Source organism: Variovorax saccharolyticus, from assembly GCF_030316765.1.
GTDB lineage: Bacteria > Pseudomonadota > Gammaproteobacteria > Burkholderiales > Burkholderiaceae_C > Variovorax > Variovorax saccharolyticus.
On the sequence record NZ_JASZYT010000007.1, the window covers coordinates 338,223 to 350,475 of the forward strand.

General features: G+C 69.5%; 18 protein-coding genes. 9 read left to right on the forward strand and 9 right to left on the reverse strand.

Features of this window, described 5'->3' with window-relative positions; all coding sequences use genetic code 11:
• Nucleotides 1–49: 49 nt before the first annotated feature.
• Nucleotides 50–1,261 (reverse strand): patatin-like phospholipase family protein, encoded by a 1,212-nt coding sequence (locus QTI45_RS22315; RefSeq protein ID WP_286655934.1) that lies wholly within the window; start codon nucleotides 1,259–1,261, stop codon nucleotides 50–52.
• A gap of 54 nt (nucleotides 1,262–1,315) precedes the next feature.
• A complete protein-coding gene (locus QTI45_RS22320) occupies nucleotides 1,316–1,765 on the reverse strand; it encodes a CHRD domain-containing protein (RefSeq protein WP_286368145.1) in 450 nt (149 codons plus the stop codon).
• 55 nt (nucleotides 1,766–1,820) lie between these two features.
• On the opposite strand from QTI45_RS22320, the gene QTI45_RS22325 reads away from it, so the two are divergent.
• Nucleotides 1,821–2,414, forward strand: coding sequence for a DUF924 family protein (locus QTI45_RS22325; protein ID WP_444813303.1), 594 nt, complete (start codon nucleotides 1,821–1,823; stop codon nucleotides 2,412–2,414).
• On the opposite strand, the gene QTI45_RS22330 is transcribed toward QTI45_RS22325, so the two are convergent.
• A complete protein-coding gene (locus tag QTI45_RS22330) occupies nucleotides 2,393–3,304 on the reverse strand; it encodes a YihY/virulence factor BrkB family protein (protein WP_286655935.1) in 912 nt (303 codons plus the stop codon). The two genes, QTI45_RS22325 and QTI45_RS22330, sit on opposite strands and share 22 nt — an antisense overlap.
• A gap of 84 nt (nucleotides 3,305–3,388) precedes the next feature.
• Between QTI45_RS22330 and QTI45_RS22335 the strand changes: the two genes are divergently transcribed.
• The 5 genes from QTI45_RS22335 (at nucleotide 3,389) to QTI45_RS22355 (ending at nucleotide 6,402) form a co-directional block, all read left to right on the forward strand.
• The gene (locus QTI45_RS22335) at nucleotides 3,389–3,976 is read left to right on the forward strand and encodes a chromate transporter (protein WP_286368148.1); all 588 of its coding nucleotides are present in this window, start codon (nucleotides 3,389–3,391) and stop codon (nucleotides 3,974–3,976) included.
• A gap of 58 nt (nucleotides 3,977–4,034) precedes the next feature.
• A complete protein-coding gene (locus QTI45_RS22340; protein ID WP_286368149.1) occupies nucleotides 4,035–4,634 on the forward strand; it encodes a chromate transporter in 600 nt (199 codons plus the stop codon).
• Nucleotides 4,635–4,656: 22 nt separating this feature from the next.
• On the forward strand, nucleotides 4,657–5,631 hold the full coding sequence (locus tag QTI45_RS22345; protein ID WP_286368150.1) for an aldo/keto reductase: 975 nt from the start codon (nucleotides 4,657–4,659) through the stop codon (nucleotides 5,629–5,631).
• 92 nt (nucleotides 5,632–5,723) lie between these two features.
• Entirely contained in the window at nucleotides 5,724–5,894 is a 171-nt protein-coding gene (locus tag QTI45_RS22350; RefSeq protein ID WP_286368151.1) for a hypothetical protein, read from the forward strand.
• Nucleotides 5,895–5,928: 34 nt separating this feature from the next.
• Nucleotides 5,929–6,402, forward strand: coding sequence for a DUF3237 domain-containing protein (locus tag QTI45_RS22355; RefSeq protein ID WP_286655936.1), 474 nt, complete (start codon nucleotides 5,929–5,931; stop codon nucleotides 6,400–6,402).
• Between the two features lie 6 nt (nucleotides 6,403–6,408).
• On the opposite strand, the gene rlmB is transcribed toward QTI45_RS22355, so the two are convergent.
• The 3 genes from rlmB to QTI45_RS22370 are packed head-to-tail and all read right to left on the reverse strand — an operon-like array spanning nucleotide 6,409 to nucleotide 8,077.
• Complete coding sequence (gene rlmB, locus QTI45_RS22360; RefSeq protein ID WP_286655937.1) at nucleotides 6,409–7,155, reverse strand: 23S rRNA (guanosine(2251)-2'-O)-methyltransferase RlmB; 747 nt, start codon at nucleotides 7,153–7,155, stop codon at nucleotides 6,409–6,411.
• Between the two features lie 7 nt (nucleotides 7,156–7,162).
• Nucleotides 7,163–7,345, reverse strand: a complete 183-nt coding sequence (locus QTI45_RS22365) for a hypothetical protein (RefSeq protein ID WP_286368154.1) — start codon at nucleotides 7,343–7,345, stop codon at nucleotides 7,163–7,165.
• 21 nt (nucleotides 7,346–7,366) lie between these two features.
• Complete coding sequence (locus QTI45_RS22370) at nucleotides 7,367–8,077, reverse strand: ABC transporter ATP-binding protein (protein ID WP_286368155.1); 711 nt, start codon at nucleotides 8,075–8,077, stop codon at nucleotides 7,367–7,369.
• On the opposite strand from QTI45_RS22370, the gene QTI45_RS22375 reads away from it, so the two are divergent.
• Nucleotides 8,040–8,744, forward strand: coding sequence for an arylesterase (locus QTI45_RS22375; protein ID WP_286655938.1), 705 nt, complete (start codon nucleotides 8,040–8,042; stop codon nucleotides 8,742–8,744). The two genes, QTI45_RS22370 and QTI45_RS22375, sit on opposite strands and share 38 nt — an antisense overlap.
• Before the next feature lie 100 nt (nucleotides 8,745–8,844).
• Here QTI45_RS22375 and QTI45_RS22380 read toward each other — a convergent pair whose 3' ends face one another.
• Nucleotides 8,845–9,048, reverse strand: a complete 204-nt coding sequence (locus QTI45_RS22380) for a hypothetical protein (RefSeq protein ID WP_286368157.1) — start codon at nucleotides 9,046–9,048, stop codon at nucleotides 8,845–8,847.
• Between the two features lie 70 nt (nucleotides 9,049–9,118).
• Entirely contained in the window at nucleotides 9,119–10,312 is a 1,194-nt protein-coding gene (locus tag QTI45_RS22385; protein ID WP_286655939.1) for a PLP-dependent transferase, read from the reverse strand.
• 47 nt (nucleotides 10,313–10,359) lie between these two features.
• Between QTI45_RS22385 and QTI45_RS22390 the strand changes: the two genes are divergently transcribed.
• Entirely contained in the window at nucleotides 10,360–11,271 is a 912-nt protein-coding gene (locus tag QTI45_RS22390; RefSeq protein WP_286655940.1) for a helix-turn-helix transcriptional regulator, read from the forward strand.
• Complete coding sequence (locus tag QTI45_RS22395) at nucleotides 11,268–11,705, forward strand: VOC family protein (RefSeq protein ID WP_286655941.1); 438 nt, start codon at nucleotides 11,268–11,270, stop codon at nucleotides 11,703–11,705. The genes QTI45_RS22390 and QTI45_RS22395 overlap by 4 nt, the downstream gene beginning before the upstream one ends.
• A 21-nt stretch (nucleotides 11,706–11,726) precedes the next feature.
• Here QTI45_RS22395 and QTI45_RS22400 read toward each other — a convergent pair whose 3' ends face one another.
• Nucleotides 11,727–12,251, reverse strand: coding sequence for a phosphoribosyltransferase (locus QTI45_RS22400; protein ID WP_286368309.1), 525 nt, complete (start codon nucleotides 12,249–12,251; stop codon nucleotides 11,727–11,729).
• Nucleotides 12,252–12,253 lie beyond the last annotated feature (2 nt).

Consider the following 12,253-nt stretch of genomic DNA (forward strand, 5'->3'; position numbering starts at 1 on the left):
GGATGAGGGGGATGGGGGAATGCGTGCAATCTGCGTGCCTGTGCGGCGGCTAGCGGGCGGCCGGAATCTGCGGCAGCTTCATCGGATGGCGGACCCGGCGCGCGTTCGGCTCGCTCAGGTCGAAGGTGGTGACGCCGTTCGACAGCGAGGCGGCCTGCAGCCACTCGGGATGATCCAGCGTGTTGCAGATGTCCCGCATGCCGGCTTCCCAGTGGTCGTCGACCGAGGCGCGCGAGAACTCGTAGTCCTTCGAATCGAGCTCGTAGGGCTTGTCACGGTAGATCAGGTGCACGATCTCGACCGGCTCGTGGTTGAGCTGGTCGCAGACGGCCTGCACGCTCGGGTCCTTGCGCAGCGGTGCCGGCAGCTTGCCGATCAGGTCCGCGATGGCCTGCTGCAGGTTCATGTTGGAGGCCAGCGCGTCGGTGTTCATCCGGGTGCGGCTCGAATAGGTGATGTCCTTCTGCCGTTCGAGGGTCTCCGCCAGCGTGCTCGGCATCGCGCCGCGGGCACTGAACAGGTCGACCTGCAGCACCATCAGCGGCTCGCTGCGCGGGTGCATGTCCAGCACGTACTGCAGCGGCGTGTTCGACACGATGCCGCCGTCCCAGTAGTCCTCGCCGTCGATGTGGACCGGCGCGAAGCCCGGCGGCAGCGCGCCGCTGGCCATGATGTGCTCGGGCCCGATGCGCTGCACCGTGTTGTCGAAATAGATCGAGTTGCCGGTGCGCACATTGACCGCGCCGACGCTGAAGCGGATCTCTCGATGGTTGATGCGGTCGAAGTCCACCAGGCGCTCGAGCGTGGACTTGAGCGGCGCGGTGTCGTAGTAGCTCAGCAGCGGCGCCGCCCCGCCGAGCAGCAGCGCGGGCGAGCGGCGCGGCTCGAAGAAACCCGGCACGCCGAACATCGCGACCGCCGTGGCGCTCCACTGGTTCAGGGCGGCCCGGTCGCCGCCCCACCAGGCCGGCAGGCGCTGCGCCGGCCCCGACGACACCAGGTTCCAGAATTCGCGCAGGCGCTGCACCCGCAATTCGGGCGGGTTGCCTGCGATCAGAGCCGCATTGACCGCGCCGATCGAGACGCCGGCGACCCAGTCGAGCGTCTTGTGCTTCTCGAGGACACCGGCGTACACACCGGCCTGGTAGGCGCCGAGCGCGCCGCCGCCCTGCAGCACCAGGGCCTTGCGGGCGGTCGTGATGTCGACCCGCGGGCCGGCAGGGGTGGAGACGGGGGATCGGGGTTTTCGAGCGGCGGACATGGCGCCATTTGACACCAGCCGCCGCCGATCCTCGCGCCGGTCCGCCGCATCGGCCTACATCTTCGGCAGCATCTGGCCGCGGATCTCGCCGCCCGGGTTGGCCGCCGTATGGATGTTGGCGTACCACTTGCCGGCCATCAGGTCCGCCGCCTGCGCCGGCGTGAGGGTGGCCTGGCCCTCGATCGGGCTGGCCGGCGATGCAAAAGGCAGGACCACACCGGCGTTCGCGCCGGCCGCGGCCGGGCCGTGGAAGTGCGCCGCGGTGGCCGGCCCGCTCAAGCCCTCGTAGGTGATCTTGTACTTGAGCACATTGGTGTCCTTGTTGAGCCAGGCCTCCGCCGTGCCGCTGCCGCGCGTCATGTTGGGCGGCACTTCGCTGGCCGCGTTCATGGCACCGCTGAAGCTCGCGGTGCTGGACTTCGACATCATTCCGCAGCCCGCGAGCGCCGCGGTCGCGACGCCTGCGACGAGGGCCAGGCGCAGTAGTTTTCCGTAACGGGTCATGAGGACCTCCATCGAGTGGTGACCCGTTCAGCTTAGGCAGCGCCAAGCCGCAGCGATGTCGGCCACCGCCGCGACTTTCGGGCCCGATGGCATCATCCGGCGCATGAACACCCTGCCCTCCCCCGGCGACGTCGCTGCCTTCTGGCGCGACGCCGGCCCGAGTCGATGGTTCGCCAAGAACGATGCCTTCGACGCCGAATTCAAGACCCGCTTCGAGGCCGCGCACCACCTCGCCGCCAGCGGCGCCCTCGACCACTGGGCGGCCGACGCCGAAGGCGCGCTGGCCCTGCTGGTGCTGCTGGACCAGTTGCCGCGCAACGCCTGGCGCGGCAGCGGCCACATGTTCGCGACCGACGGCAAGGCGCTCGCGATCGCGCAGGCGGCGGTCGCGGCCGGATTCGACCGCCAGGTCGAGCCTGGACTGCGGCCGTTCTTCTACCTGCCCTTCATGCACTCCGAGTCGCTGGCCGAGCAGCAGCGTTCGGTCGAGTTGTGCAGCCCGCTGGACGACAACACCCAGCGCTTCGCCGTGCTGCACCGCGATATCGTGGCGCGCTTCGGCCGCTTCCCGCATCGCAACGCGGCGCTCGGCCGGCGCAGCACGCCCGAGGAGCAGCAATTCCTCGATCAGGGCGGATTCGCGGGCTGATCCTGGCGCGTCGGCGACCGTCCGGGCGCCGGCCGCGGCACCGCCTTGAGCGAGCCGTAGGCATGGGCATAGACCCAGGTGAACTCGACGCCCAACAGGAAGATCTGCGCCGAGTAGTAGACCCACACCAGCACCACCACCAGCGAGCCGGCCGCGCCATAGCCCGAGGCGACGCCGGTGGTGCCGATGTACAGGCCGATCAGGTACTTGCCGACCGTGAACAGCACCGCCGTGACCGTGGCGCCCACCCAGACGTCCCGCCACTGCACGCTGACGCGCGGCATGACCTTGTAGATCATCGCGAAGCCGATCGTCACGGTCACGAAGCCGAAGACCGAATTGACGTGCTGCGCCAGCGTGGCCCAGCCGCCGAAGAGCGGCGCCCACCATTCGCCCAGGGCCGCCAGCGCCGCGTTGACCACCAGCGAGACGATCAGCAGGAAGCCGATGCCCATGATCATGCTGAACGACAGCAGGCGGGTCCGCACCAGCGACAGCACGCCGCCGCCCTCGTCGCGCACCGGCGCCCGCCAGATGCGGTCGAAGGCGTCCTGCAGCTCACCAAAGACCGTGGTGGCGCCGATCACCACCAGTCCGACGCCCACCACGGTGGCGACCACGCCCTGGGTCGGCCTGTTGAGGGCTTCGAGCATCGACTGCACCGCCCGCGCGCCGTCGGCGCCCATCAGCCCCGAGAGCTGCTCGAAGATCTCGCCGCGGGCCGCCTCCTGGCCGAACACCAGGCCGACCACCGAGATCACGATGAGGATCAGCGGCGCGACCGAAAACACCGTGTAGTAGGCCAGCGCGGCGCCCATGCTGGGGGCGTAGTCGGCCCGCCACGAGGCGACCGAATCCTTGCAGAGCTGAAAGAGCGAGCGAGCGTTCATGGGCGGGAGTTTCGCAGCAAGCTGGCCGGCGGCGCGTGGGACGGTGCGCCGGGGTGGCGGCAGCGCCAACGATAATCGCCGCACATGCACCCGGCATCCTCCCCTGCGGCGGCGTCCGACCGCCCGCGCCCCAAGTCCCCGCGCGACCTGTTCGTTTCCTGCACCTGGCTTGCCCTCCAGGGCTTCGGCGGCGTGCTGGCCATCGTGCAGCGCGAGATGGTCGAGAAAAAGCGCTGGCTGACGGCCGACGAATTCCTCGAGGACTGGGCCGTGGCCCAGGTGCTGCCGGGCCCGAACGTGATCAACCTGGCGCTGATGATCGGCGACCGCCACTTCGGCCTGCGCGGCGCGATCGCCGCGGTGGCCGGCATGCTGACGGTGCCGCTGGCCGTGATCCTGGCGCTGGCGGTGCTCTATGCCCACTACGCCGGCAACCCCCAGGTCGCGGGCGCGCTGCGCGGCATGGGCGCAGTCGCCGGCGGCCTGATCGCCGCCACCGGCATCAAGCTGATCCCCCAGCTGCGCAGGCATCCGCTCGGCTTCGCCACCTGCCTGGTGCTGGTCGCCGTGGTCTTCGCCGCGATCGCCTTCGCCCGCATCCCGCTCGGCTGGGTGCTGCTGGCGGTCGGCGGCGTGGCCTGCACCTGGACCTGGCGAAAGATCGCGCCATGAGCGACGCCCGGCCGCCCGAAGGCGCTCGCACCGCAGTGCGCAGCACGAAGGTTGCTTCATGAGCATCGTCATGCACTGGCAGGACTGGCTCGCGCTCTTCGCCCAGTACCTGATGCTCTCGCTGCTGTCGATCAGCGGCGCCATCACCACCGTGCCCGACATGCACCGCTACCTGGTCAGCGACCACGGCTGGCTGACGGACGCCCAGTTCAGCTCGTCAGTGGCCATCGCCCAAGCGGCGCCGGGCCCCAACGTGCTGTTCGTCGCGCTGATGGGCTGGAACGTCGGGCTCAATGCCGGCGGCGGCATCGAGGCCGGTCCCCAGGCCTGGCTGCTGGGCCTGCTGGGCCTCGCCATCACGATGGTCGGCATCATGCTGCCGAGCACCACCCTGACCTGGTTCGCAACCCGCTGGGGCCATCGCAACCGGAACCGGCGCGGCGTGCGCGCCTTCAAGCAGGGCATGGCGCCGATCGTGATCGGCTTGCTGATCGCCACCGGCTGGGTGCTGGCGGCCGGAAACCATGCCGGCAACGCGCCCGCCTGGCACCTGTGGCTGCTGACCGGCGTGGCCGCGTTTATCGTCTGGCGCACCCGCATCCACCTGCTGTGGCTGCTGGGCGCCGGGGCGCTGCTGGGCGCTCTCGGTTTCGTCTGATCCTCCCAACCAAGGTTTCTCCATGCAACTCCGACCCCTCGGCCGCTCGGGCCTCCAGGTTTCGCCGCTCGCCTTCGGCGGCAACGTCTTCGGCTGGACCGTCGACGAGAGCCTGTCGTTCCGGCTGCTCGACGCCTGGCTCGACGCCGGCTTCAACTTCATCGACACCGCCGATGTCTATTCGAGCTGGGTGCCCGGCCACAGCGGTGGCGAATCCGAGACGATCATCGGCAAGTGGCTGCGGCAGACCGGCAAGCGCAATCGCGTGGTGCTCGCGACCAAGCTCGGCAAGCCGATGGGCGAAGGCAAGAAGGGCCTGTCGCCGGCCTACATCCACGAGGCCGTGGACGCCTCGCTCAGGCGCCTCAAGACCGACCACATCGACCTCTACCAGTCGCACGACGACGACCCGGAGACGCCGCTGTCGGACACGGCCGAAGCCTTCGCCGCGCTGATCAAGGCCGGCAAGGTGCGTGCGATCGGGGCCTCGAACTTCAGCGCTCCCCGCCTGGCCGAGGCGCTGGACCTGGCCGAACAGCGAGGCCTCCCGCGCTACGAGAGCCTGCAGCCGCTGTTCAACCTCTATGACCGGGCCGTGTTCGAGGATGCGCTCGAGCCGCTGTGCCTGGCTCGCGGCGTCGGCGTCATCAACTTCTACGCACTGGCGGCCGGCTTCCTGACCGGCAAGTACCGCAGCGAAGCCGATGCCGCCAAGAGCGCACGCGGCGCCAACACGACGAAGAAATACCTGAATCCGCGCGGGCTGCGCATCCTCGATGCGCTCGACGCCGCAGCGCGTACCCACGCCGCGACGCCCGGTCAGGTGGCGCTCGCCTGGCAGATCGGACGCCCGGCCATCACCGCGCCGATCGCCAGCGCGACCTCGATGAAGCAGTTGCAGGAACTCACTGCGGCGGCCGCGCTGCGCCTGGCGCCCGAGACCATCGCTGCACTGGATGCAGCGAGCGCTGAAGCCGCCGACCCGGCCGGACGGTAGGTTCCCTCCGACACGCGATGGCGGCCATGGCCGCTGCGCCCTGGGCGATGCGCAGGCAGACTGGGCCGAATCCAAGTCCCGGAGAGAGAACCATGTCCTTCGCCCTCTACATGATCGGCTTCCTGATCTTCCTGGCCGGCCTCGGCTGGGCGGCCACGGTCGCCGGCGTCCCCTCGCTCTACATCGGCATCGGCGCCCTGATCCTGCTCGGGATCGGCATCTTCAGCGGCGTCGGCCGCACGCGCGGCAAGGACCCGTCCTGAGCCCGGCGGGCGACGACCGCGTTACGCTCGGGGGATGAATCCGCAAGACCCGCTCGCCGCGCCCGCGCTCGCCTATTTCGCCGACCTCCGGGTGGAGGTCGGCAAGCCCGAAGTCCTGAGTCGCGGCCCGCGCGGCATGCGCCGCCTGGTGCCGATCACCGGCGGCACGGCCCGCGGCGACGGCTGGACCGCCCGCGTGCTGCCCGGCGGCACCGACTTCCAGTTGATCGTCAGCGACACCCTGTCCGAACTCGACGCCCGCTACGGCCTGGAGACCGACGCCGGCGACCTGATCTACGTCCAGAACCACGCGGTGCGCGCGGCGCCGGCCGAGGTCATGGCCAAGCTCTTGTGCGGCGAGCCTGTGGACCCGTCGCAGGTGTATTTCCGCTGCCATCCGCGCTTCGAGACCGCCTCGAAGGCGCTGGGCTGGATCACCGACCGCATGTTCGTCGGTGTCGGCGTGCGCCATCCCGCCGAGGTCGTGATGCGCTTCTTCAGCCTCTAGGGCTTTTCAGACCAGCCGCTGCCGCATCGCCTCGTAGAGGCACACGCCGCTGGCCACCGACACGTTGAGGCTCTCGACCGCACCCGCCATCGGGATGCTGATCAACTCGTCGCAGGTCTTGCGCGTGAGCTGGCGCATGCCCTCGCCCTCGGCGCCGAGCACCAGCGCGAGCGGCCGCCTGAGGTCGCTCTGGTAGAGCGTCCCGGGCGCATCGTCGCTGGTGCCCACGCACCAGATGTTGCGCTCCTTGAGCTCGCCCAGCGTGCGCGCCAGGTTGGTGACCATGAAGTACGGCACGGTCTCGGCCGCCCCGCTCGCCACCTTGGCCACGGTGGCGTTGATGCCGGCCGCGTGGTCCTTCGGTGCGATCACCGCGTGCGCGCCGGCGCCGTCGGCCACGCGCAGGCAGGCGCCCAGGTTGTGCGGATCGGTCACGCCATCGAGCACCAGCAGCAGCGGCACCGTGCCCGCCGCTTCCAGGCCTTCGAGAAGCTCGTCGATCGAATGGGTCTGGGCCACGGGCTCGACCCGCGCCGCCACCCCCTGGTGGCCGTGGCTGCCGCTCAGCTTGGACAGGCGCAAGCCGTCGGCTTCGACCAGCCGCACCCCGGCCTCCTGCGCGCGGGCCACGAACTGACGCATGCGCGCATCGCGCCGGCTGGCATCGAACAAGACCTCGATCACCGATTTCGGCGCGGTCTTGATGCGCACGCCCACGGCATGAAAGCCGAAGATCACTTTGGGAGAAGACATGCGGTGATTATCGAGCCACCAGCTGGAACACGATGGCGACCACCAGGCCCAGCACCAGGAGCACGCCGACCACCAGCCCCCATCGGCTCGGTTTGCGGGCCGCGGGCTCGGCCTGCGGCCCGCTGCGCGGCGCCAGTCCTCCGAATGCAGTGTCCTCTTCGTCGTCGCCGTCGGATGAAGGTCCAGGCATGGGAAATCCCCCTGCTTCAGTTCAGCTCCCGCCCTCGTCGAGCGCCACGCGCCCTGCCTCGATCGTGATTTTGCGCTCGCACTGCGCCGCGATGCCGCGGTCGTGCGTCACCAGCACGAGTGTGGTGCCCAGTTCGCGATTGAGGTCGAACATCAGCCGCATGACCTGCTCGCCGGTGGCGAAGTCGAGGCTGCCGGTGGGCTCGTCGGCCAGCAGCAGGGCCGGCTGGACCACGAAGGCCCGGGCCAGCGCCACCCGCTGCTGCTCGCCGCCCGACAGCACCTTGGGATAGTGGCCCAGCCGCTGGCCCAGGCCGACGCGGCCGAGCATCTCGGTGGCCGCCTTGCGGGCGTCCTTGCGATCGGCCAGTTCGAGTGGCAGCATCACGTTCTCGAGCGCGCTCAGGTTGCCGAGCAGCTGGAAACTCTGGAACACGAAGCCGACCTTCTGGGCCCGCAAGGCCGCCCGCTCGTCCTCGTCGATCGCGAACAGGTCTTCGCCACCGAGCTTCACGGTGCCGCGGGTCGGCGTGTCGAGCCCGGCGACGATCGACAGCAGCGTGCTCTTGCCGGAGCCCGAGGCGCCGACGATCGCCGCCGTTTCCTTCGCACCCAGGGTGAAATCGATGTCCTGCAGAATGTCCAGCGTTCCGGTGGAATCGGTGACGGACTTGAACACATGCTGGACGGCAACGATGGCGTCGGCTCGGCCATCGGATCGGAGTGAGGACATTGAAAGGTTTCGCGTGGTGAATCGACGGCACTTTATCTTGAGCGGCACCCTGGCCGCGATTTCAGGGGAATGTCTGGCCGCCGATGCGCGTGCCGCGCCCGGCAAGCAGCCCCTGATCCTGGTGGTCGGCGACTCGCTGTCGGCCGAGTACGGCCTCAAGCGCGGCGAAGGCTGGGTGCCGCTGCTCGACAAGCGGCTCGGCGAACAGAAGGTCCCGGCCACGGTGGTCAATGCGAGCATCAGCGGCGACACCACCTCGGGCGGCCGCGCCCGGCTGCCGAACCTGCTCGCGCAGCACAAGCCGACGCACGTGGTGCTCGAACTGGGCGGCAACGACGCCCTGCGCGGCCTGCCGCTGGCCAGCACCGAGGACAACCTGCTGCAGATGACCAAGGCGGCGCAGAGCGCAGGAGCCCAGGTGCTGCTGGTCGGCATCCAGGTGCCGCCGAACTACGGCAGCGACTACACGCGCCGCTTCGAGGCCATCTTCGCGAAGGTCGCGGCGGCGACCAAGACGCCCGTGGTGCCCTTCCTGTTGAAGGGCATCGCCGACGGGCCCGACGCTGCGGCCCTGTTCCAGGCCGACCGCATCCATCCGACGGCGGCCGCGCAGCCGCGCATGCTCGACAACGTCTGGCCGACGCTGCGCAAGATGCTGCCGAAATAGGGCTGGCGGCCGCCGCGGGGTTCGCGGATCACGCAAGCAAAAAGCCGCCGCGGCGCTCGGCCGCGGCGGCTTTTTCAACGAGATTCGGTGCCGGAACGGCTCAGCCGTTCTTGGTGGGCAACTCGGGCGCCGTCGGCGGATCGCGTTCCAGCGATGCGACATCGGTTTCCGGATCGCCCGGCGCCAGGCCGTCGCTGCTTGGGCTGAGCTTGCGGTTGGCTTTCTCCCTCAGCTTGTCTTCCTTCTTCTTCTTCTTGGCCAGTTCCTTCTGGCGCTTCTCATAGCCGTAATTTGGTGTTGCCACTGCTTCTCCTTCGCGCGAGACAGTCACCGTGACTGCACATGGGCAGACTGTACGCGATAAAGGGGGGCCCTCAGAGAGTTGCAAGGGCCTGTTCGAGGTCGGCGCGCAGGTCGTCCGCATCCTCCAGGCCGATCGAGAAGCGCACCAGAGTGCCCTTGTGCGGCCAGCGGGCGACAGCGGCATCGCGCATCAGGCCGATGTCGTAGGGCACCACCAGGCTGATCGGCCCGCCCCACGAGTAGCCGAGCCGGAACAAGGCGAGGCTGTCGCAAAAACGATCGACTTGCTCGGTGCCATAGCGGGCATCGAAGACCACCGAGAAGATGCCCGCCGCGAGGTCGCTCGCGCCGCACAGGCGCAGCCAGTGCGCGTGGCCGGGCGAGCCTTCGAGCGCCGGGTGCAGCACCTGGGCGATCTCGCCGCGGCCTTCGAGCCAGCGCGCCAGTTCGCGGGCGCTCTGGTCGTGTGCGCGGTAGCGCAGCGCCATGCTCGGCAGCGAGCGCAGCAGGGTCTCGACATCGCCCACGCCGATGCCGAAGCCCATGCGCATGTGGGTCAGCTTGAGCGCCCGGTGCAGGCGCTCGTCGCGCGTGACCACGCTGCCCATCAGCACGTCGCCGCCGCCGCTCGGGTACTTGGTGAGCGCATGGACCGAGATGTCGACGCCCTGCCCGGTGCCATTGAAGTCGAAGGGCGCGAAGGCCAGCCCGGCGCCCCAGGTGTTGTCCAGCGCGGTGATCACGCCGCGGTTGCGGCAGGCGCCGACCAGGGCCGGCAGGTCCGGGAATTCCATCGTGACCGAGCCGGCCGCCTCCACCCACACCAGCTTGGTGCGGTCCGACAGCTTGGCCGCCAGATCGGCCGGGTTCATGGCGTCGTAGAGCCGGTGGCTGATGCCGAAATTGGCCAGCTCGCCGGTGGCCAGCGCCTTGTTCGGGCCGTAGGCATTGTCCGGGATCAGCACCTCGTCGCCGGCCTTCAGCAGCGCGAACGAGACCAGCGAGATCGCCGCCAGGCCGCTGGGCACCAGCAGGCATTCGGTGCCGCCTTCCAGGGTCGCGAGCCGCTCCTCGAGCGTGAAGGTGGTCGGCGTTCCGTGCAGCCCGTAGGTGTAGCCGGCCTTGGTCTTCCAGTCCCGCGCGCGCATGGCGGCGACGTCGGCGAAGAACACGGTCGAGGCCTTGTAGACGCCTGGCTGGGGCGCCGCGAACCGCGCCGGCGGGCTGTAGGGATGGTGGATCAGTTCGGTGATGGGCTTGGGCATCCCTCGATGCTAGTCGACCGGATCGGCGCCGGTGCGCACAATGGCGCATGCTGCTGACGCGCGCGCCGCCCCCCTGCCTGCGGCCCTTCGTTCGATCGATGTGGGCGAGCGCGCCCGGCCCCGAGCGTGCGGACCCGCGGCGGACGCCGCAGCGCCAGCACGTGCTGCCGACCGGCGACATGCACCTGGTGTTCAGGCTGTCGGCCGAGCCGCTGCGGCTCTTCGCCGATGCCGCCGACACGGCCGGCTGGGCCGTCGGCCATGCGATCGTGGGCGGTGCGCGCTCGGCCTTCTACGCGCGGGAGCTGTCGCTGCCGAGCGCATCGGTCGGCGTGCAGCTGCACCCGGGCGCGGCCTGGGCGCTGTTCGGCATGCCCGCCTCGGCGCTGGCCGAGCGGCACACGCCGCTCGACGTCCTATGGGGTACGAAGGCGGCGGAGGCGCTCGAACGGCTCCACGGACTGCCCACGCTCGAGGAGCGCCTGGCGGCGCTGGCCGCCCTGCTGGCCGAGCGCCTGGCGCGGCGGCCGCAGGCCCTCCATCCCGCCGTGGCGATGGCCCTGCGGGGCGTGGCCGGCGGCACCCCGGTTCGCGAGCTGGTTCGCGCCAGCGGCTACAGCCACCGGCATTTCGTGGCGCTTTTCAAGGAGGCCGCAGGGCTGCCTCCCAAGCGCCTGCAGCGCGTGCTGCGCCTGCAGCAGCTCCTGGCCGCCGCACCCAGGAGCGGGCCCCTGCCCTGGACCGACCTGGCCCTGTCGATGGGCTACAGCGACCAGTCGCACTTCATTCGCGAGTTCGGCGACATCGCCGGCATGACGCCCGAGGCCTATCGCCGCGCCTCGCCGAGCGCGCCGAACCACGTCGCGGTCGAAGGCGGCAGGTCAAATTCGTCCAATACGGCTGCGTCGGACAGGCTCAGAATCGCGCCGACACCCGCTTCATCGAGGACTCCAGCATGACCGTCCATGAACTGTTCCCCTATCTCTGCGTGAAGGACACGGCCGCCGCCATCGCCTTCTACGGCGAGGTCTTCGGCGCCACCGAGAAGTTCCGGCTGACCGAGCCCAGCGGACGCATCGGCCACGCCGAACTCGACTTCGGCGGCACCACCGTGATGCTGTGCGACGAGTTTCCGGAATACGGCATCCGCAGCGCAAGCACCCTGGGCGCGACGCCGGTCACGCTGCACCTGCATGTCGACGACGCGGACGCGCTGGTCGAGCGCGCGCTGAAGGCCGGCGCGACACTCGAGATGCCGCTCGCCGACCACTTCTACGGCGAGCGCTCGGGCACCTTCCGCTGCCCTTTCGGCCACCGCTGGAACGTCGGCCACAGCATCGAAGAAGTGAGCACCGAGCAGATGCAGCAGCGCTACACCGACGAACTCAAGTGAGTGCCGGCTGCCCAGCCGGGATCAGACGGACCACTTCTCGATGAGCTTCTCGACGCCCAGCGAGTCGTAGCCCTCGAAGGGCTGGTGGATCCAGGGGTTGGTCTGCAGGAACTCGACCGAGTAGTCGGGCGTGAAGGTCGACAGCGCCTTGGTCCAGAGCACCGCGCTGCGCAGCTCGGTGATCGGCTTGTAGTTGCTCTTGAGCTGCTCCACCACCGCATGCAGCGTGTGGCCCGAATCCGCGAGGTCGTCCACCAGCAGCACCTTGCCCGCGATCTCCCCCTTGGGCGTGGTGATGAAGCGCGCGATGTCCAGGTGGCCCTGCACCGTGCCGGCATCGGCGCGGTACGAGCTGGTCGACATGATCGCCAGCGGCTTGTCGAAGATGCGCGACAGCACATCGCCGGGCCGCAGGCCCCCGCGCGCCAGGCACAGGATGGTGTCGAACTGCCAGCCAGACTGGTGCACCTTGATCGCGAGCTTCTCGATCAGGTTGTGGTACTCGTCGTAGCTCACGTAGAGGTGCTTGCCGTCTTCGGTCAACATGG